Consider the following 18406-nt stretch of genomic DNA (forward strand, 5'->3'; position numbering starts at 1 on the left):
GGCCCCGGCTGACGCGGCACCGGCGGGAGCGCGCCGCGGTCCCCGTCACCACCGGCCCCTGCCGATGCGCAGCGCGCCCCGCGGAGCCCGGACACGGAGGGGCACGTCCAGGCGGCGCCCCGTCCCGGTCAGAGGGTGACGGCGATCCCCGTGTGGGGCCGCTTGCCGAGCCGTACGACCGTGGCGGGCCGGTCCACGAGCCAGAACTTCCATGTGTACTTGCGGGCGAGCATCTTGCGCACCGCCGCGGTACCGTCGCCGTCGAGCAGCCGAGCGGTGCCCTCGGCGCTCGGCGCGCCCTCGGCGATGCGGCCACGGGCGTCGCAGACGGCGACGAGGACCCGGCTGTCCTTGCGCAGCCGCTTGACCTTCCAGGAATCGGACCGGGTCCAGACGTACAGCACACCACCGTCCACCGCGGCCCAGACGGGCGTGGCGACGGGCGTGCCGTCCTTCCGGTACGTGGTCAGGCTGACGTACTCGCTGCGGGCGAAGTCCTGGAGGGTCACGGGCGCGACCCTACTCCCCGCGCGGTGAGCGGCAGCACCCCGGCTCCGGCAGCGCTGCCCGTGCCCCCGCCGGCCCTGGCGGCACCGGGCACCCGGTGGCCGTCACGGACGCCGGCCCCGCGTCCTGACGGCACTCCGGCCGGACCGCGCCGCCCGCCCCTCAGGCTCCCCCGGCGAACTTCCGGGCGAGCGCCTCACCGGCGCCGGCCGCGGCGGCAGGACTCTCGATCCGTGACACCTTGGAGTTCCTGAAGAGGATGTAGGTGACACCGGACGCCGTACCACCGGTCTTCGGATCCGGATCGATGCCGAGCGCCCGGGCCAGGGCGTACGAACCTTCGCCGATGATTCCGGCGGGGCCCGTGTCCCCGACGACGGCGTAGCGGACCTTGCCGTCGTGGACGACGGCTGCCGCACCACCGCCCTTGATGCCTGAGCCGGAGTGGTCCCAGAGCGGGCCGGGGGCGGGGACGACGACGTACGGCACCCCGGCGGAGTCCAGGGGCTTGCCGTCGGAACCCTGGAAGGCCGTCCGGGGCTGGAAGGAGGGGTCGGTCCTGGGGTTGCAGGCGGTCGTCACCCGGCCGTCGCAGTCGATGTCCATGTCGGCTGTCCAGAACACCGCCTCATCGGTCCCGCAGACCGGGATCGTGGCGGCCGCGCTCCGGTCGGGCCGGTACTTCCCCTGGGAGATCCGGGCGCAGTCCTTCACCCGGGCCAGCAGTTCGGCGGCCCCGACCGGGCTTCCCCCGCCTTCGGCGGCCGCGGCGGGAAGCGCTGGGGCGAGCAGTGCCGCGCCGGAGAGCGCGGAGAGGACGAGCATTCGCGTACGCACCGTCGTAGATGCCCTTTCGCTGGACACGAAGAAACCCTGACGGGCTCTTCCTCGCGATGCGGTCCGCCGCGAACGCGACCGGCCGCATCGAGGCCTCGGGGCCGGAAGGGCGCGGTGAACCGCGCCCTTCCGGCCCCGAGGCCTCTGCTTGCGCGGATCGGTCAAGGACGACCGCTCGGCGCTACCACCATGGCCGAACCGCCTCCACGCCGCACCTTTTCGGCGGCCGCGAGCCAGCGCCCTCCGGGGAGGCGCTGGATACCGGTGGCCGCACCGATCTCGGGGTTCTCCTTGAACACGTGCCCGATGGCTTCCAGCTCCTCGCGCACCGGGCTGTCCCACAGCCCCGGCTCGATCTCGGTGGTGGCCGAGTTGCGCTGGCTGGCGCGCGGGGCGGCGATCGCCTCGACCAGCGGCAGCCCCCGATCCAGATGGCCGGTCAGCGACTGCAGGACGGTGGTGATGATCGTGGCACCGCCCGGTGACCCCAGGGCGAGTACGGGTTTTCCGTGGTCCAGCACGATCGTCGGCGAGATCGACGAGCGCGGACGCTTGGCGGGGCCGGGCAGATTGGGGTCGTGAACCGCCGGATCCGCCGGCGCGAACGAGAAGTCGGTCAGCTCGTTGTTGAGCAGGAAGCCCCGCCCCGGCACGGTGATTCCGCTGCCGCCGGTCGACTCGATCGTCAGGGTGTAGGCGACGACATTGCCCCACTTGTCCGCGGTGGTCAGGTGCGTCGTGTTCTCCCCCTCGTACGTCGTCGGGGCGGCCCTGCCCCCGGTGGCGCAGCGGACGGGGTCGCGCGGGTCGCCCGGAGGCAGCGGACTGGTGAGGACCGCGTCGTCCTTGATGAGGCACTCGCGTGAGTCGGCGAAGCGCTGGCTGAGGAGTTCCCGGGTCGGCACGTCCTCGAACGCGGGGTCGCCGACCCAGCGCCCCCGGTCGGCGAACGCGATCCTGCTCGCCTCGATGAGCCGGTGCAGGTACTGCGTCCTGCTCACCTCCGAAAGGTCCGTCGACTCAAGGATGTTGAGGGCCTCACCCACGCTCGTACCTCCCGACGAGGACGGCGCGATGCCGTACACGTCGAGGCCTCGGTAGGCGGTCCTGGTCGGGGCCTGACGCAGCGCGCGGTAGCCTCTCAGGTCGCCGGCCGTCAGATCTCCCGCGCGCACCACACGCGTCGCCGCCGGGTCCACGGGCGGCTTCCGCACCGTCGACACGATGTCCCGGGCGAGTTCGCCCCGGTACAGCTCGTCGACTCCCTCGCGGGCCAGCAGCCTGTAGGTGCGGGCGAGGTCGGGGTTCTTGAACACCGATCCGGTCACCGGCAACCTGCCGCCGGGCAGGAAGAGTTCGGCGCTCGCGGGAAAGTCGGCGAACCGCGCCTGGTTGGCCGCGGTCTGGGAGCGGAAGGTCTCGTCCACGACGAATCCGTCGCGCGCCAGCCGCTCGGCCGGCTCCAGCAGCCGCCCGAGCGGCTTGCTGCCCCAGGCGTCGAGCACCTTCTCCCAGGTCGCGGGCGTGCCGGGGGTGCCGACCCCCAGTCCGCTGGTGACGGCGTCGTTGAAGGGGATCGGCTGCCCGTTCTCCAGGAAGAGTGAGGAGTCCGCACTGCGGGGGGCGGTCTCACGGCCGTCGACGGTCTGTACGCTGCGCGTCCTGGCGTCGTAGAGGACGAAGTACCCACCGCCCCCGATGCCCGCCGAGTAGGGCTCCGTGACACCCAGTGCGGCGGCGGTGGCGACAGCCGCGTCGACGGCGTTGCCTCCCTTGCGGAGTACCTCGATACCGGCCGCCGAGGCGTCCGCGTCGACACTCGACACCGCGCCTCCGTATCCCACCGCGACAGGCGACTTGGGGGGCGGAACGGGTGGCGCCGAGGCTGCGGGGGCCGCGGCACCGAGCGAGCCGATGACGGCGATCACGAGTGGGAACGACACATTCCGGCCGACGGAATGACGCATCCGTACCTCCTGAGAAGGATCGTCCGCGCAGGGTAGCCCCACGTCCCCCGCGTCGTCAGGACCATCTCGGTCACGTGCGTGCCGCGGCGGTCACACCGCCCCGCGCATCACTTCCCGTGCCGTGCAGGTTTCCCGGAAAGTTCGGGAGAAGGAGGAATGACATCGCGGACACGGGGTACGGGCTCGCCCGAACGTGAGTATCTGAGGGAGGGTGACACCATGACGGCGATGTCGGTACGGACCACCGGAGCTCATGACACGGCGACGGAGTCGGACGTCATGACCGGTGCCGGTACGGATGCCGGGGTGCAGGACCTGCCGTGGATCGAGGACGCGGGGAAGGTCGCGCCGCAGGACGCGCGCGCCATGTCCAAGCTGTTCTTCGACCGCCTCCAGACGCTGGAGGAGGGCACGCACGAGTACCAGTACGCGCGCAACACGCTGATCGAGATGAACCTCTCGCTGGTGCGCTTCGCGGCGCAGCGGTTCCGCAACCGGGGCGGGGACGACACCGAGGACATCATCCAGGTCGGCACGATCGGCCTGATCAAGGCGATCGACCGCTTCGACCTGTCGCGCGAGGTGGAGTTCGCCACGTTCGCGGTGCCCTACATCGTGGGCGAGATCAAGCGGTTCTTCCGTGACACCACCTGGTCCGTGCACGTGCCGCGCCGCCTCCAGGAGCTGCGGGTCGAACTGGCGAAGGCCAAGGAACTCCTCTCCTCCAAGCTCGACCGCGACCCGACCGTCAAGGAGCTGGCCGCCCACCTCGATCTGAGCGAGGAAGAGATCATCGAGGGTCTGATCGCGGCCAACGGCTACTCGGCCGGCTCCCTGGACACCCCCTCCTCCGAGGGCGACGACAGCCAGGACCAGCGGGCCTACGCCGAAGTCCTCGGCGAGCGCGATCCCGCCATGGAGGCCATCGAGAACCTGCACACCCTCGCCCCGCTGCTGGAACAGCTCGACGACCGTGAGCGCCGCATCGTCCGGATGCGCTTCGGCGCCGAGATGACCCAGGCCCAGATCGGGGCCGAGCTGGGCATCTCCCAGATGCACGTCTCCCGGCTGCTGGCCCGCATCATCAGCAAGCTCCGTGCCGGCATGAGCATCGACGCCTGAGCGGTACTCACTCCTCGTACGAGCGGCCTGCGGCCGACGCACCGGCGTCGGCCGCAGGCCGCTTTCCCGGCCGGCGGCCGCCTCCGTCCCTCCCCCTCCCCGAGCCGCCCCGTGGGCGTGGAGCCGCGCTCCACGCCCACGGCGCCCGGGCCGGCCGCATTCCTCGCCACACCGGCCGCGAACCGGCCGGCACGCAGCTGACCTTCTCCCCCGCCGGGCACGGATACGGATCGCGTCCCGCTCCACGGTGGAGGAGTGATCACCGGCTGCTGCCGGACGGGCTCACCGACGGTTACTTCGGGTGGCGGCCCGGCAGCACCGTTCCTGGTTCGGCGGCGGCGACTCCCGTGCCCTCCGTCTTCGGGTTGCGCCGCTCCCGTCCGGCCACCCAGGTGGCGAACCAGGAGAGCAGCATGCACATCCCGATGTAGATGGGCGAGATCACCATGACCACCGGGATGAACGGCAGATCGTAGTCGAGGTTCGACGCGACCAGTTTGCCCGCGTGGAGGAACTCCTCGTAGGTGATCAGATAGCCCAGCGAGGTGTCCTTGAGCGCCACCACCAGCTGGCTGATGATGGTGGGCAGCATCGCACGGACGGCCTGGGGGGCCAGGACGTGGGTGGTGACCTGTGTCTTGCGCATGCCCAGCGCGTACGCCGCCTCCCGCTGGCCCCGCTCCACGGAGTTGATCCCGGTCCGGAATACCTCCGCGAGCACGGACCCGTTGTAGAGGGTCAGCCCGGCCACCAGTGCCGGAAGCGGCTGGACCTTGAGCGCGACGAAGATGAAGAAGATCATCACCAGCACGGGCATGGCCCGGAAGAACTCGACGAGCAGCGTCGAGATCCAGCGCACCGGCCTGTGGTCGGAGAGCCGGCCGACGGCCAGCACGGCTCCGAGTGCGAGCGAGAGGACCGCCGCGCAGGCGAAGGCCTTGAGGGTGTTGCCGAGCCCGCGCAGCAGCAGTTCCTGAATGCCGGTGTAGAGGAAGGGAGTCCACTTCGAGCCGGTGAACTGGCCCGTGTCGAGGAGCAGATGGATGATCCAGCCGAGCAGCGCGAGGATCACAGCCGTCGAGAGGACCCCGTAGAGGAAGTGCCGCTTGCGGGTGAGGGGGCCGGGGAGGTCGTAGAGAGCGGTGGCGGAGGCGGTGGAGCGGGTCATCGGGCGACTCCCCGGCGCTTCTCCAACACGTTGAAGAGCGCGCTGATGGCGAGGGTGATGATCAGGTATCCGACGGCGATCCAGATGAAGGACCAGATGATGCTGTAGCCGAGTTCGTTGAGGGTCTTGTAGGTGCCCAGCAGCTCGGTGACGCTGAAGGCCCCCGCGATCGCGGAGTTCTTGGCGAGCGCGATGAGCGTCGATCCCACCGGCGGGATCACCGACCGGAAGGCCTGCGGCAGCACCACGTTGTTGAGTGTCTGCCCGAAGGACATCCCGAGGCTGCGCGCCGCTTCGCCCTGTCCTGTGGGCACGGTGTTGATGCCGGAGCGCAGGGCCTCGCAGATGAAGGCCGAGGTGTAGCAGCCTAGGGCGAGGACCGCGAAGACCTGGAAGGGCAGGACCAGGCCGAAGCGCGGGAGGCCGAGCAGGACGGCGAAGAACAGAAGTGTCAGCGGGGTGTTGCGGAGCACCGCGACCCAGACGGTGCCGATCACCCGGAGCGAGCCGACCGGCGCGACCCGGAAGGACGCCATGACGAAGCCGAGCACCAGCGCCAGGGCCGAGGCGTAGACGGTGAGTTCGACGGTGCCGAGGAAGCCCTTGCCGTAGAGCGAGAAATTCTCTGTCAGTACATCCATGGTGGTGGCCGGCCCCTCAGTTCGCCGGGTAACGGTCGATGGGCGGGGGTTTCGGCGCGGGCACTCCGGACAGGCCGAGAGTCGCCTCGAACGCCTTCTTCCAGTTGCCGTTCTTCTCGTCGGCCTCCAGCGCGTCGTTGAGCGCGGCGCGCAGCGCGTTGTCACTGCGCGGCACACCGATGCCGTACGGCTCTTCCGAGAAGGGTCTGCCGACCACCTTCATCTCGTCCGGTGCCTTGGCCGCGAAGCCCAGGAGGATCGCGTCGTCCGTGGTGACGGCGTCGACCTGGAAGGTCAGCAGGTTGTCGACGCAGATCGAGTAGGTGTCGTACGCGACGAGGTCCGCCTCGGGGAAGTCGGCGGCGATGCGCTGGTAGGGGGTCGACCCGGCGGCCGAGCAGACGGTCCTGCCCGCCAGGTCCTGCGGCCCGTGGATGTCGTTCTCGTCCGTACGCACGAGCAGCCCCTGCCCGGCCATGTAGTACGGCCCGGCGAAGCCGACGAGTTTCTTGCGCATGTCGTTGATCGTGTAGGTGCCGACGTAATAGTCGATCTGCCCGTTCTGGAGCGCCGTCTCACGGTTGGCCGAGGCGATGGTCCGGAAGCGGATCGCGTCCGGCTCGAAGCCGAGGGAGGCCGCCATCATGCGGGCGATCTCGATGTCGAAGCCGGAGTAGCCTCCGCCGGCGGGGTCCTTCTCGCCGAGGTAGGGCTGATCCTCCTTGGCGCCGACGACCAGGTGGCCACGCTTCCTGGCCTTCGTCCAGGTCTTCGACTCCGGCAGCCGGAATCCGGTGTCGACCGTGTACCGGGGCAGCTCCCCCGCCTTCGGTCCCTTGACCGGCGGGCTGCCCTCCCTGCCGCAGCCGGCGGCGAGCGCGGTGAGCAGGAGGCAGGCCAGCACGGCCGCGATGTTCCTCGTACGCAACACGGTTCCCCCTGTCAGTGCTTGAGGATCTTGGACAGGAAGTCCTTGGCGCGGTCGCTCTCCGGGGCGGTGAAGAAGTCCTCCGGGGTGCGGTCCTCCACGATGCGTCCGTCGGACATGAACACCACGCGGTTCGCGGCGGACCGGGCGAAGCCCATCTCGTGCGTGACGACCACCATGGTCATGCCCTCACGGGCGAGCTGCTGCATGACCTCCAGGACCTCGTTGATCATCTCCGGGTCGAGCGCCGACGTGGGCTCGTCGAAGAGGAGCGCCTTGGGGTCCATGGCGAGGGCACGGGCGATGGCCACGCGCTGCTGCTGCCCCCCGGAGAGCTGGGCGGGAAGCTTCTCCGCCTGCGACGCGAGCCCGACCCGCTCCAGCAGTTCCCGGGAGCGCCGGTCGGCCTCGTCCTTCTTGCGCTTGCGGACCTTGAGCTGGGCGAGCGAGACGTTCGCCAGCACGGTCTTGTGGGCGAACAGGTTGAACGACTGGAAGACCATGCCCACTTCGGCCCGGAGCTCCGCGAGTCCCTTTCCCTCCTCCGGGAGCGGCTTCCCATCGATGGCAATATGACCGGACTCGATCGTCTCAAGTCGGTTGATGGTCCGGCAGAGCGTTGATTTGCCCGATCCGGAGGGGCCGATGACCACCACCACCTCCCCGCGGCCGACGGTGAGATTGATGTCCTGCAGTACGTGCAGCTTTCCGAAGTGCTTGTTGACGTCCCGCAGCTCGATCAACGGATCGACGGCCATACGCTGCCCTACCCACTTGTCGCTCGTGTCAAGGTCAGCGCAAACTATCCGGGGTGATCACGCGCTTGGGCGCCGACACGCACCAGCGGCACATAAGGCTGTTTATCGCGTTTTGGCCTCGGGGCCGCTCTCCGCCGTCTCCGCGTACATCTCCGAAAGTTCGGGGCTGCCCGACATCGCCCAGTCCAGACCGGCGGCGACCACGTCGATCTCGCGCCCCGAAGCCAGACGCACCACCGGCTTTCCGCCCGCCAGGATGTCCCAGACCGCACCGGGAACAGTACGCACCAGTACGGTGCCGAGGTAGAGACCGGCGTCGTTGCCCACCCAGGGCAGCTCCTCCGGATCGTCGCGCCAGAGGGGCGGCATCTGGTCGAGCGCGGACAACGAGGCCGGGCTGTCGTCGAGTTCGAGGCCGCACTGCCCTGCTCGGGCCCGCAGCAACTCGCATTCCGCGAACAGCTCGGCGACGCCCTCCGGATCGGTCTCGACAGCGGCCGCGAGAGCCGCCCCCCGCGCACCGCCCTGGCGCTTACGCCAGTTGTCCAGGAAAGGGATCATGCCACCAGGATCCCACCCCTGACGCCTTCCGCTCCGCAGGACGCGCAACTGTACCGGTCCCGGGCCCCGCCCCGTCCATGACCTGGCCTTCTGTCTAAGGTACGGGGATGACGTCGCAGAGGTATCTGTCCGAACTCTTCTCGCTGGAAGGCCGGGTCGCCGTGGTGACCGGCGGCAGCTCCGGCATCGGCCGGGGCATCACCGACGCGCTCGCACGCGCCGGCGCGAGCGTGGTGGTCGTGGCACGCAGGGAGGCGGAACTGGTGCGCACCGTCGGTGAACTCACCGACGCCGGCTGCCGGGCGGCCTGGGTGAGCGCCGACCTCGGGACTCCCGAGGGCGTGCGCGCGGCCGGAGACGGTGCCGCGGCCGTGTTCGGCGAGCCCGACATCCTCGTCAACTGCGCAGGCGTCAACCTGCGGCCGCCGATGAGCGAGCTCGGCGAGGACGTCTGGGACACCACGATGGCGGTGAACCTCAAGGCTCCCCATCTGCTGGGTCTGCGGTTCGGCCCGGGCATGGCCGAGCGCGGCTTCGGCCGGATCATCCACATCACCTCCCAGCAGGCGCACCGCGCGTTCGTGCAGAGCGGCGCGTACGGCGTCTCCAAGGGTGCGCTGGAGTCACTGGCCCGCTCGCAGGCCGAGGCCTGGTCGCCGCACGGAGTCACCTGCAACACGCTGGTGCCCGGGTTCGTGATGACGCCGCTCAACCAGCGGCTGTCGTCCGACCCGGAGCGGGTGGCGGCGCTGGCCGCTCGCACCATGGTGGGACGCAACGGGCTGGCCGAGGACTTCGCGGGAGCCGCGGTGTTCCTGGCGAGCGCGGCCTCCGCCTACGTCACCGGGCAGTCGCTGTTCGTCGACGGTGGATTCTCGGTGCACTGAGCCGACCTCGCACGCACGATGCCGCCCCGGCCAGGGGCGGCATCCGCAGCGCATGACGGGACCCTCCTTTTCACGGAAGGGACTCTTCGCCACCTGTGCGCCGGGAGGTGGACAGCCGCTTCAGCTCTGCTCGCCCGGAGCGGGATCGCCCGTCTCGGCGGCCACCGCCGCGGCGACGTCGGACGACGCCACCTCCTTGTCGACGCCCAGCCCGGTGAGCACGCCCGCGCCCCCTTCGAACTCCAGCAGGGCCAGCACGATGTGCCCGGCCCCGATGAAGCCGTGGCCGAGGCGCAGCGCCTCGCGGAAGGTGAGCTCCAGGACCTTGCGTGCCTCCGCGTCGTACGGGATCAGCTCGGGGACCTCGTCGGCCGCGGCGGGCAGGGTGAGCGCCGCCGCCTCCCGGACCGCCTCCGGCGGGACGCCCTGCCCGGCGATCACCTGGACACCGAGGGAGTCCGGCTCGGCCAGGAGGCCCAGGACCAGGTGTCCCACACCCACCTCGTCGTTGCGGGCCGCGTGGGCCTCGTTGTGGGCGGCCATGACGACGTTCCTGGCCCGCTCGTCGAACCGGCCGAAGCCCTGGCCCGGGTCCAGGGCCGGCGCTTCGCCGGGATTCCTGGGCACGAACCTCTTCTGGGCGGCCTGCCGGGTCACCCCCATGCTCCGGCCGATGTCCGTCCACGAGGCGCCTGAGCGCCGCGCCTGGTCCACGAAGTGGCCGATGAGGTGGTCGGCGATCTCACCCAGGTGATCTGCCGCGACCACCGCTCCTGTGAGCTGCTCCAGGGCGTCGGTGTGGGTCTTCTTGATCGCTTCGATCAGGTCGTCGAGGCGGACGGGCGGATCGGCACGCAACGGCTTCGTCATGAGGCAACCTTAGGTTGACACCCAAGTGGCGTCAACCTCAGGTTGACATTTCGAGTCCGGGCGAGTTCCGCGTCCGCCGTCCGCGAGAGCGGCGGACGCGGGGACGTCGGTGCCGCCCGGGCACCGGCGGCGTCAGAAGTCGAGGTCCACGACCACCGGGGCGTGGTCGGAAGCGCCCTTGCCCTTGCGCTCCTCGCGGTCGACATAGCTGTCCTTGACCGCCGCCGTGAAGGAGGCGTTGCCGTAGACGAGGTCGATCCGCATGCCCTTGTTCTTCGGGAAGCCGAGCTGACGGTAGTCCCAGTAGGAATACGGGTGGTCGTACTTCAGGGGGCGCGGCATCACGTCGAAGAGCCCTTCCTCGCGCAGCGCGGCGAGCGCCTCCCGCTCGGCGGGAGTGACGTGTGTGGCGCCCTCGAACAGGGCCGGGTCCCAGACGTCCTCGTCCGTCGGAGCGATGTTGAAGTCGCCGAGGACCGCGAACGGCAGCGCGCCCGCCGCGTCTCCCGCGACGGCCTTCTGCAGTGCCGCCAGCCAGCGCAGCTTGTAGGCGTAGTGGTCGTGGGTGACCTCGCGGCCGTTGGGCACGTAGACGGACCAGACACGGACGGGCCCACAGGTGGCCGAGACCGCCCTCGGCTCCTGCACGCCCTCGTAGTCCGGGCCGCCGGGCAGCCCCGTCACGACGTCCGCGAGACCCGCACGGGAGAGCAGCGCGACGCCGTTCCACCGGCCCGTGGCGTTGACCGCCGACTCGTAGCCCGCCTCGCGCAGCGCTTCGACGGGGAACTGCTCCAGCGTGCATTTGGCCTCCTGGAGGCACAGCACATCGGTGCCGCTGCTCTCCAGCCAGGCCAGCAGCCTCGGCAGCCGGGCGGTGATCGAATTGACGTTCCAGGTGGCGATGCGCATGCAGCAAACCTAACCGCTCCCACCGACAAACGGGTCAGAGGCGGGTCGCGTCGCCCGGGGTCAGCCGGCCGTGGTCCGCACCGCCCAGGGCGCCGATCTGCCTGTCGTAGATCGGGCGGGCCAGGTCCGTGAGCAGGGCGTCGTGGATGTCGATCGCACGGCGGGGCTTCACCTCGCGTACGTAGTCGATGACCTCCGAGATCTTGTTCCAGGGAGCCATGACCGGCAGCATCAGGGTGTCCACCGGGTGGTCGGGCACCGTGAGGGCGTCGCCCGGGTGGAAGACCGAACCGTCCACCAGGAAGCCGATGTTGGTGACCCTCGGGATGTCCGGGTGGATCACCGCGTGCAGTTCGCCGTGCACCTGCACCTCCAGTCCCGCGGCGGTGAACGTGTCACCGTGGCCGACCGTGTGCACACGCCCCGGGAACGCGGCGGACACCTGCTCGGCCACACTGCGCAGCGTCCACACCCGCGCGGCGGGGTTGGACTCCAGCGCCGCACGCAGCCGTGACTCGTCGAAGTGGTCGGGGTGTTCGTGCGTCACCAGGATCGCGTCGGCACCGAGCGCGGCGTCGTCCTCGGTGAACCCGCCGGGGTCGATGACGAGCGACTGCCCGTTCCGCTCCAGCCGGACGCAGGAGTGGGCCTTCTTGGTCAGTGTGAGAGACGAAGCGTTCATGCTCCCATCCTGCTACGCGGACGCGGGCGGGGTCGTCTCCTCCTGGATCACGGACTGCGCGATCTCGAACGCCGCGCCCGCCGCCGGGATGCCGCAGTAGACGGCGGTCTGGAGCAGCACTTCCTTGATCTCGACCGGGGTGAGCCCGTTGCGCAGGGCCGCTCTGACGTGCTGGGCGAGACCTCCCAGGTGACCGGACGCGACGACCGCGGTGAGGGAGACACAGCTGCGGGCCCTGCGGTCGAGGCCCTCCCTGCTCCAGATCTCACCCCAGGCGTAACGGGTGAGGAGCTCCTGGAAGTCGTCGGTGAAGCCGTCGGACGCGGCTGTCGCGGCGTCCACGTGGGCGTCGCCCAGCACCTCGCGCCGCACCTTCATCCCTCGCTCGTACCGGTTGTCGCGTCCTGCCGGGGAGGCGTCGGGCAGGCCGGTCCCGGCGGTGATCTCCGCGACGGGGACGACCGGGGCGAACGGGGCGGCGAAGCCCGGGGGCGGCGGTGCGGGGATCGACGCCAGGGTGTCCTGCCAGGCCGTCGAGAAGTGCATGAGGAGCAGATCGGTGACGGCGGCCGGCTGCTCGACCGGGGCCAGGTGGGAGGCGCCGGGGACGAGAGCGAGCCGGGCGTCCGGAATGCCCGCGACCAGGGTCCGCGCCTCGGCGGGGCCGGTGACCTTGTCCTCGGCTCCGACCAGGACGAGGGTCGGCACACCGATGCGGGGCAGTTCCGTACGGATGTCGAAGGCCGCCAGGGCCTCGCAGGAGGCGATGTAGCAGCCGGGGTCGGTCGTACGGACCATCTGGACGGCCCACTCGACGATGGCGGGCTGGGCGGCGGCGAAGCCGGGGGTGAACCAGCGGTCCGGGGAGGTACGGGCGATGGGCTCCAGGCCGTTGCTGCGGACGATCACCCCGCGCTGCCGGAACTCGTCGGCGGTGCCGAAGCGGGGCGACGCGGCGACGAGCGCCAGGGCGGCGACCCGGTGCGGGTGGCGCAGCGCGAGGTCGGCGCCGACCGCGCCACCGATGGAGCAGCCCGTATACCCGAAGCGCTGGACGCCGACGCTGTCCAGGGTGGCGAGGAGCCGGTCGGCGAGGTCGGAGACCGCGGCGGCGGGGTAGGCGGGCGCTCCGCCGTGCCCCGGGAGGTCGTAGCGGAAGATTCTCCAGTGCTTGGACAGCTCGGGTACCTGGCGGTCCCACATGTGCCATGTGGTACCCAGGGACGGCCCGATCACCAGGACCGGAGCGTCTTCTGGCCCGTCAAAGCGGTATTGCAGGGTGTTCGGTGGTGTCTCGGTCACCCGTGCGACCCTCTCATATCTCACCTCCGGAGCTACCGCCAGGGCCAGAAAGTCCGGGGGAAACGGGCATGGACGCCATGGGGAGTGCCTCCACCGTCAAGGTCATCGGCTCCGGTGACGACGGCCCTGACTTCGCGGACAAGCTCAGCCGTCTGATCGGCGGCCACGACGTCGAGACGACCTCGACCTCGCATTCGGGGTCCGGCAGGTCGGCCTCGGTACCGGTGCGGCAGGAACGGATCCTGCCCGCCGGGCCTGACTGATCAACTTGCGCTACGCGGCATCGGGGCACCCCCGAGCCACCGTCGGCCGGATTGCTACGGTGACAGGAGGAACTGACAGCTCGGCTGTCCCGCGCGGGGAACCACGATGGACGGGATGCACACCATGCAGGAACTGTGGCGCCGATTTGAGGAGTGGCTTCGACAGAACGCGCCGGGCGACCACTCCACGCTCCGCCCAGGGGCCTCAGCCATTGATATGTCCAGGCTGGAGAGCGGAGTCGGTTTCCCGCTCCACGGTGAACTGAAGTCGCTTCTCTCGGAACACAACGGTGTCACACCGCGCAGGTCCAGCACGGCGCCCGGTGCCTTTCTCCTCGGGTACGGCCTTCTGGATACCGAAGGAATCCTGGAATGGCATCAGAACCTTTCCGCCATGGCGCACGAAGCGGTCGAGGGGGGTGACGAGGAAGAAGTGGTCGGGCGCACCGCACACACCCAGTGGGTTCCCTTCGCCCAGTCCCTCACCGGTGATCTGCTGTTCGTCGACCACCGTACGGGCCACTACGGAGAAGTCGGCGAGATCTCGTTCGGCGATCCCGAGTACCTGCCGCTCTGGCCGTCCATGACTCTGATGCTGACCGGCCTGTGCGACGCGGTGGAGGCATCGCTGCGGCTGCCGACCGCGCGGCGTCGCCCGTCGGTCCATGAAGGACGCATGCTGGAGTGGGTCACGGGCTGACCCACGAAGCGAAGCGTCCTGCCGGATCCATGATCCGGCAGGACGCTTCGCTTGTGGTCCAGATGTCAGGTGATGTTGCAGACCGACTTGATGTCGCAGTACTCGAACCCGGTCTGGACGAAGTACGCGTCATTGTCGAGCAGGCGGATCTCGGAGGTGAACCGCCCGAGGCCGCCCCCGGGCACGAACGCGATGGCGTCGAAGGCGATGTCCTTGGTGCCGTCGCCGCCAGCGAGTGCTGTCACGATGTCGGCCTGTGTGACTGGATCACCCGTTGCAAGCGCAGGATCTCGCCATGTGCGGCGGCCAGTCGTTGTTCGAGCTCTTTGCAGTCGCCGCGGCAGGAACGGGCCACGCGTGCTCGGCCCCTCGCACAGTGACGAACCCAGTGGCCGGGCGGCCCGGGGCAGTCTCACCCCCGGGCCCCCGGCCGCTGAACGGTTCCGCTCACCTCTGGGAACCTCACACGGTGAAGGTCAGTACGCGACAAAGCTCCTGATTGAGCGAGCCGGCAGGAGTCCCTCATCGGTGGAGCCGGACTCGGCCTCGACGGCCGGCTTCTCTCCGGACGAAGAGAGGCCGGAGAGCAAGGGCCTTTAAGTTCCTGCCCGAGGGCCCCGGCCCGCCCTACATATCGGTGCAGGTCGGACAAGGAGCTCGTCCGCAGCAGCCGGCGCAGGAGAGGAAGGCCCTGACATGGCCGACGACAAGGTTCTGGAGGCCCAGAAGTGGGTCAACTCCACCTACGGCGGGGTGAGCGGTTACTCCCGCTGCCCGGAGGACGGCCGGACGGGCTGGTCCACCATGTACTCCCTGGTGATGGGCCTCCAGCACGAGCTCGGCATCTCCCCCGTCGTCGCCAGCTTCGGGCCGACCACGGAGGCCCGGCTGGCAGCGCTCGGTGACATCGGGTTCGGCTGGAACAAGAACGCGAACATCGTCCGCATCATCCAGCACGGCCTGTTCTGCAAGGGCTACTGGGGCGCCAACGGGTATGGCGAGTTCGGGGCGGTCACCACCGAGGCGGTCAAGGCGATGCGCGTCGACATGGGCCTGCCCGACGGCGGTGTGGGCATAGAAGGCGGCACCGTCACGCCGAAGATCTTCAAGTGCATCCTCAACATGGACGCGTACGTCATCGTGGCCGGAGGCACGGACAAGATCCGGAACATCCAGCGGTGGCTCAACGGCCGTTACTGGCAGCGCAGTGCCTACAGCATCGGGCCTGCCGAGGGGATCTACTCCCGGGACGTACAGAAGTCCTTGATGATCGCTCTCCAGTACGAGCTGGGTTTGGAGCCCAACGGCAACTACGGCCCCGGCACCCAGGCCGGCCTGCGCTCGCACCCCGTCCGCGAGGGTGACTCCGGCATCTTCGTCGAACTCTTCACGGCCGCCTGTGTCTTCAACGAGCCCGTGATCATGCGCGGCCTGGACGACACGGAGGTGCGCACGACGTTCAAGAGCTCCTTCGACAGCAAGACCAAGGAGTTCGTCCAGATCTTCCAGGAGTTCTCCCAGCTGTACCGGAGCGAAGACTCCAATTACGGTGTGGGTGACTTCGACACCTGGTCACAACTGCTGGTCTCGACGGGCAACACCGCCCGTGAGGCGACCGGCTCCGACACCCGCTTCGAGATCACCGCGTCCCGTGCCCGCTGGCTGTACGACAACGACTACCGTCTCGTCGGCCGGTACCTGTACGACCCTCCGGGGTCGACGCTCGACAAGGAGATCAAGCCGGGCGAGCTCCAGACGATCTTCGCTGCGGGGCTGAGGGTCTTCCCCATCTACCAGGACAACGCGCGGCAGTTGTCCGACTTCACCTACAGCCACGGCTACCAGCACGCGCTCAACGCCCACGACCTGGCGAGCGACTACGGCTTCAACCGGGGCACCACCATTTACTTCGCCGTGGACTACGACGCCCAGCAGGGGGAGATCGACAGTACACCCCAGGGGATCATCGCCTACTTCAACGGGGTGGTGGCGGGCCTGGCCAGCCGGGGCAAGAAGTACTTCCACGGCGTGTACGGCTCCCGCAACGTCTGTATCAACGTCACGAAGAGAACCGGGGCCCGGTACTCCTTCGTCTCCGGCATGTCCTGGGGATTCTCCGGCAACCTCGGCTTTCCCCTGCCGTCGAACTGGGCGATCAACCAGATCAAGGAGTTCAAGGTCACCAACGGATCGGACGTCTTCGATCTGGACAGGGACGTCTGGCGCCGCAACAGCGAGCCGGGCAGCAATTCCGTGAACAAACAGTCGGGCCCGGCCGACGCCTACATCGCCTATGTACGCCGGCTCTACAACCTCGCCGTCGCCTACAAGGCCGCGAAGAACGTCGACACCAACGCCAGCCGGCTGGTGATGGAGTACATCCGGCACGAGAAGTACGAGGGTCTGTCCTGGTGGTGGCTGGCCGGCAGCTACGACTCCGGCTTCGTGCAGTACTGCAACGACGCGAACGAGCAGGTGGAGGACACCTTCACCGACACCGTCACCGGTTACAGCCTCGACGCGACGCACCTCATGGCGACCGCGAACGGCTTCCTGGTCAACTCCGACCCGGACAACAAGGGGGACGCGACCGGTGGTGACGTGGCCGGCTGGGGCGGCGACATCATGACCTTCTGGGCGGACTGGCGGAACTCCGAGGAGCAGTACGCCTCACCGCTCACCTTCTGCCAGGCCAAGCTCGCCATCCCCGGTACGGTCTCCAGCTTCGGCTTCACCGACATGATCGAGGACGTCGACGGATACCTGCTGGCCAAGCATGTCGCCGGGGGCGGCAACATCGTCGACTGGATGACCTCCCACTACAACGGCGGCGGCGCGCTGACCCGTTTCCGCTCCCACTTCGACCGTCGCTGGCAGACCGCGAGCAACGCCAAGTCGTCGTGCAGCAAGCTCCTGTACGGCGCCGTCGACTCCAAGATCAGCCCGGCTCGCTTCGCCCTCATCACGGGGGCCGGCGCCGTACTGCCCGGTGACTACATCCTGATCCCCGGGAACGGGGCCAAGTTCGACGACTTCTGCCAGGGTTTCACCGACCGCCAACTCAGCCTGATCGGCCTGGAGAACAGCAGGGCCGCCCAGTACCGCAAGAATCTCCAGACCTACCGCGAGCAGGCGGCGCTGCGGGCCTCGGCGCGATAGGAACATGCAGAATTAGCCCATGGGACTTCTTCTCCTCCTGCTGCTCCTCCTCATACTGGCCGGCCCCGGACTGTGGTTCTGGGGCCGGGCACTGGCCGGCGGGCGCTGGCGGCACAGCACCAGCTGGTTCGCCGGAACAGCCCTCCTGCTGCTGGTCGGAACAGGAGTCACCTACCTCGTCGGCTCCCTGGTCGCGGGGCTGGACCCGGAGGAGGCGTGCCACGCCGACGGTCAGCGCTACGACCGGGAGTACCGCAGGGCCAACTTCGGCGAATATACGCAGTGGTTCCCGCTCCATGACAAGTGCCACGCGGGCTACGACCTGGTGCCGGGGTGGGTGAACCCCACCCTGGTCGCCCTGCCCGTCCTGGCCGTCGCCTGCCTCGCCTGGGCCGTACGGCTGGCCGTGATCCATCGACGTACCAAAAAGGGGACACCGTGAACGAGTTGAGTAGACGCCACGTGCTCGGGACCAGCGTCGCGCTGGCCGGCGCGACCGCGCTCGGCGCGCTGGGCAGCGCTCCTGCGGCGGCGGCCGACCGGACGAGCACGTCGGGGGCAGCGACGGCCGCCTGGACCAGGAGCCGTTCCGCCAACGGCTGGGAGCTGCTGGCCGAGGCCACCTCGTACGGCATCGAAGGCAGTGGCCGGTCCGTCCGCCTCGCCGACGGGGACGCTGCGACAATCCTGCTGCACGTCGCCCGCCGCTTCCACTACGAGATCGACCAGTTGCGGGCCGATGACGTCCAGGGGCACCGGACCGCCCGTACCGTCGCGCAGCCCTACGAGTCGAACTACCTTTCCGGAACGGCCATCGAGATCAGGGAGTACGCCTACCCGCTCGGTGCGCGGGACGGCTTCTACGCGCCGGAGCTGGTCGTGATCCGCGACATCCTGGCCGAGCTGGACGGTGTGGTGGCCTGGGGTGGTGACCTCCCTGTACCCAAGGAGTCCCACTTCGAGATAGCCCTGAAACCGGGCCATCCCAAGGTGAAGGGTGTCGCCCGTAAGATCGCCGGGTGGAACACCGGCGCGGGCGGTGAGGGTGCCGGAGCGATCGACGCGTTCGACGCCGGGCGCCGGAAGCACGCCCGCGTGTTCGCCCGCCGCACGGCGGCCTGACCCACGAGCGACGGAAGCCG

19 protein-coding genes and 1 pseudogene are annotated in these 18406 nt (G+C 69.3%); 7 read left to right on the plus strand and 13 right to left on the minus strand.

Annotation, left to right across the window (positions count from 1 at the left end):
• Nucleotides 1-128: 128 nt before the first annotated feature.
• The 3 genes from VN520_RS24865 to ggt form a co-directional block, all read right to left on the minus strand.
• Nucleotides 129-509, minus strand: a complete 381-nt coding sequence (locus tag VN520_RS24865) for a PPOX class F420-dependent oxidoreductase (RefSeq protein WP_325749161.1) — start codon at nucleotides 507-509, stop codon at nucleotides 129-131.
• A gap of 160 nt (nucleotides 510-669) precedes the next feature.
• Nucleotides 670-1344 carry a glycoside hydrolase family 75 protein gene (locus VN520_RS24870; RefSeq protein WP_325749162.1) on the minus strand — a complete coding sequence of 225 codons (675 nt, stop codon included), beginning with the start codon at nucleotides 1342-1344 and terminating at the stop codon, nucleotides 670-672.
• 161 nt (nucleotides 1345-1505) lie between these two features.
• Nucleotides 1506-3311: a gamma-glutamyltransferase gene (ggt, locus tag VN520_RS24875; protein WP_325749163.1), complete on the minus strand. Its 1806-nt coding sequence runs from the start codon at nucleotides 3309-3311 to the stop codon at nucleotides 1506-1508.
• A gap of 219 nt (nucleotides 3312-3530) precedes the next feature.
• Here ggt and VN520_RS24880 point away from each other — a divergent pair, with 219 nt between their 5' ends.
• Entirely contained in the window at nucleotides 3531-4433 is a 903-nt protein-coding gene (locus VN520_RS24880; RefSeq protein WP_325749164.1) for an RNA polymerase sigma factor SigF, read from the plus strand.
• 292 nt (nucleotides 4434-4725) lie between these two features.
• Here the strand turns inward: VN520_RS24880 and VN520_RS24885 are convergent, their stop codons facing one another.
• The 5 genes from VN520_RS24885 to VN520_RS24905 form a co-directional block, all read right to left on the minus strand.
• Complete coding sequence (locus tag VN520_RS24885) at nucleotides 4726-5601, minus strand: amino acid ABC transporter permease (RefSeq protein WP_325749165.1); 876 nt, start codon at nucleotides 5599-5601, stop codon at nucleotides 4726-4728.
• Nucleotides 5598-6242, minus strand: coding sequence for an amino acid ABC transporter permease (locus VN520_RS24890; RefSeq protein WP_325749166.1), 645 nt, complete (start codon nucleotides 6240-6242; stop codon nucleotides 5598-5600). The genes VN520_RS24885 and VN520_RS24890 overlap by 4 nt, the downstream gene beginning before the upstream one ends.
• 16 nt (nucleotides 6243-6258) lie before the next feature.
• Complete coding sequence (locus VN520_RS24895) at nucleotides 6259-7173, minus strand: glutamate ABC transporter substrate-binding protein (RefSeq protein ID WP_325749167.1); 915 nt, start codon at nucleotides 7171-7173, stop codon at nucleotides 6259-6261.
• Nucleotides 7174-7184: 11 nt separating this feature from the next.
• Nucleotides 7185-7928, minus strand: coding sequence for an amino acid ABC transporter ATP-binding protein (locus tag VN520_RS24900; protein WP_325749168.1), 744 nt, complete (start codon nucleotides 7926-7928; stop codon nucleotides 7185-7187).
• 102 nt (nucleotides 7929-8030) lie between these two features.
• Entirely contained in the window at nucleotides 8031-8489 is a 459-nt protein-coding gene (locus VN520_RS24905) for a DUF6278 family protein (protein WP_325749169.1), read from the minus strand.
• A 107-nt stretch (nucleotides 8490-8596) separates the two neighbouring features.
• Here VN520_RS24905 and VN520_RS24910 point away from each other — a divergent pair, with 107 nt between their 5' ends.
• Nucleotides 8597-9376 (plus strand): SDR family NAD(P)-dependent oxidoreductase, encoded by a 780-nt coding sequence (locus VN520_RS24910; protein ID WP_325749170.1) that lies wholly within the window; start codon nucleotides 8597-8599, stop codon nucleotides 9374-9376.
• Between the two features lie 120 nt (nucleotides 9377-9496).
• Here VN520_RS24910 and VN520_RS24915 read toward each other — a convergent pair whose 3' ends face one another.
• The 4 genes from VN520_RS24915 to VN520_RS24930 form a co-directional block, all read right to left on the minus strand.
• Entirely contained in the window at nucleotides 9497-10246 is a 750-nt protein-coding gene (locus VN520_RS24915; protein WP_325749171.1) for a Clp protease N-terminal domain-containing protein, read from the minus strand.
• Between the two features lie 132 nt (nucleotides 10247-10378).
• Nucleotides 10379-11158, minus strand: a complete 780-nt coding sequence (locus VN520_RS24920) for an exodeoxyribonuclease III (RefSeq protein ID WP_325749172.1) — start codon at nucleotides 11156-11158, stop codon at nucleotides 10379-10381.
• Between the two features lie 34 nt (nucleotides 11159-11192).
• Nucleotides 11193-11840 carry an MBL fold metallo-hydrolase gene (locus VN520_RS24925; RefSeq protein ID WP_325749173.1) on the minus strand — a complete coding sequence of 216 codons (648 nt, stop codon included), beginning with the start codon at nucleotides 11838-11840 and terminating at the stop codon, nucleotides 11193-11195.
• A gap of 12 nt (nucleotides 11841-11852) precedes the next feature.
• Nucleotides 11853-13142, minus strand: a complete 1290-nt coding sequence (locus VN520_RS24930) for an alpha/beta fold hydrolase (RefSeq protein WP_414719944.1) — start codon at nucleotides 13140-13142, stop codon at nucleotides 11853-11855.
• Between the two features lie 15 nt (nucleotides 13143-13157).
• On the opposite strand from VN520_RS24930, the pseudogene VN520_RS24935 reads away from it, so the two are divergent.
• Together VN520_RS24935 and VN520_RS24940 are read left to right on the plus strand one after the other, a co-directional pair.
• Nucleotides 13158-13393, plus strand: a pseudogene (locus VN520_RS24935) (TraM recognition domain-containing protein); the annotation flags it as partial.
• A 136-nt stretch (nucleotides 13394-13529) separates the two neighbouring features.
• The gene (locus VN520_RS24940; protein WP_325749179.1) at nucleotides 13530-14105 is read left to right on the plus strand and encodes an SMI1/KNR4 family protein; all 576 of its coding nucleotides are present in this window, start codon (nucleotides 13530-13532) and stop codon (nucleotides 14103-14105) included.
• 65 nt (nucleotides 14106-14170) lie between these two features.
• Here VN520_RS24940 and VN520_RS24945 read toward each other — a convergent pair whose 3' ends face one another.
• Nucleotides 14171-14350, minus strand: coding sequence for a hypothetical protein (locus VN520_RS24945; RefSeq protein WP_325749175.1), 180 nt, complete (start codon nucleotides 14348-14350; stop codon nucleotides 14171-14173).
• Nucleotides 14351-14801: 451 nt separating this feature from the next.
• On the opposite strand from VN520_RS24945, the gene VN520_RS24950 reads away from it, so the two are divergent.
• Genes VN520_RS24950 through VN520_RS24960 form a run of 3 tightly spaced genes read left to right on the plus strand, consistent with a single transcriptional unit; the run spans nucleotide 14802 to nucleotide 18386 of the window.
• Nucleotides 14802-17264 carry a glycoside hydrolase domain-containing protein gene (locus VN520_RS24950; protein ID WP_325749176.1) on the plus strand — a complete coding sequence of 821 codons (2463 nt, stop codon included), beginning with the start codon at nucleotides 14802-14804 and terminating at the stop codon, nucleotides 17262-17264.
• 19 nt (nucleotides 17265-17283) lie between these two features.
• Nucleotides 17284-17706 carry a hypothetical protein gene (locus tag VN520_RS24955; protein ID WP_325749177.1) on the plus strand — a complete coding sequence of 141 codons (423 nt, stop codon included), beginning with the start codon at nucleotides 17284-17286 and terminating at the stop codon, nucleotides 17704-17706.
• A complete protein-coding gene (locus tag VN520_RS24960; protein ID WP_325749178.1) occupies nucleotides 17703-18386 on the plus strand; it encodes a hypothetical protein in 684 nt (227 codons plus the stop codon). The genes VN520_RS24955 and VN520_RS24960 overlap by 4 nt, the downstream gene beginning before the upstream one ends.
• The last annotated feature ends 20 nt before the right edge of the window (nucleotides 18387-18406 follow it).

The sequence above is a fragment of the Streptomyces sp. genome (assembly GCF_035563135.1).
In the GTDB taxonomy this organism is placed as follows: Bacteria; Actinomycetota; Actinomycetes; order Streptomycetales; family Streptomycetaceae; genus Streptomyces.

What these genes read in the sequence shown, in the direction of transcription:
- ggt (WP_325749163.1), bottom strand. Translation starts at nt 3,311, where the DNA reads ATGCGTCATTCCGTCGGCCGGAATGTGTCGTTCCCACTCGTGATCGCC.
- VN520_RS24880 (WP_325749164.1), top strand. Translation starts at nt 3,531, where the DNA reads ATGACGGCGATGTCGGTACGGACCACCGGAGCTCATGACACGGCGACG.
- VN520_RS24885 (WP_325749165.1), bottom strand. Translation starts at nt 5,601, where the DNA reads ATGACCCGCTCCACCGCCTCCGCCACCGCTCTCTACGACCTCCCCGGC.
- VN520_RS24890 (WP_325749166.1), bottom strand. Translation starts at nt 6,242, where the DNA reads ATGGATGTACTGACAGAGAATTTCTCGCTCTACGGCAAGGGCTTCCTC.
- VN520_RS24900 (WP_325749168.1), bottom strand. Translation starts at nt 7,928, where the DNA reads ATGGCCGTCGATCCGTTGATCGAGCTGCGGGACGTCAACAAGCACTTC.
- VN520_RS24905 (WP_325749169.1), bottom strand. Translation starts at nt 8,489, where the DNA reads ATGATCCCTTTCCTGGACAACTGGCGTAAGCGCCAGGGCGGTGCGCGG.
- VN520_RS24910 (WP_325749170.1), top strand. Translation starts at nt 8,597, where the DNA reads ATGACGTCGCAGAGGTATCTGTCCGAACTCTTCTCGCTGGAAGGCCGG.
- VN520_RS24915 (WP_325749171.1), bottom strand. Translation starts at nt 10,246, where the DNA reads ATGACGAAGCCGTTGCGTGCCGATCCGCCCGTCCGCCTCGACGACCTG.
- VN520_RS24920 (WP_325749172.1), bottom strand. Translation starts at nt 11,158, where the DNA reads ATGCGCATCGCCACCTGGAACGTCAATTCGATCACCGCCCGGCTGCCG.
- VN520_RS24925 (WP_325749173.1), bottom strand. Translation starts at nt 11,840, where the DNA reads ATGAACGCTTCGTCTCTCACACTGACCAAGAAGGCCCACTCCTGCGTC.
- VN520_RS24940 (WP_325749179.1), top strand. Translation starts at nt 13,530, where the DNA reads ATGCAGGAACTGTGGCGCCGATTTGAGGAGTGGCTTCGACAGAACGCG.
- VN520_RS24950 (WP_325749176.1), top strand. Translation starts at nt 14,802, where the DNA reads ATGGCCGACGACAAGGTTCTGGAGGCCCAGAAGTGGGTCAACTCCACC.
- VN520_RS24955 (WP_325749177.1), top strand. Translation starts at nt 17,284, where the DNA reads ATGGGACTTCTTCTCCTCCTGCTGCTCCTCCTCATACTGGCCGGCCCC.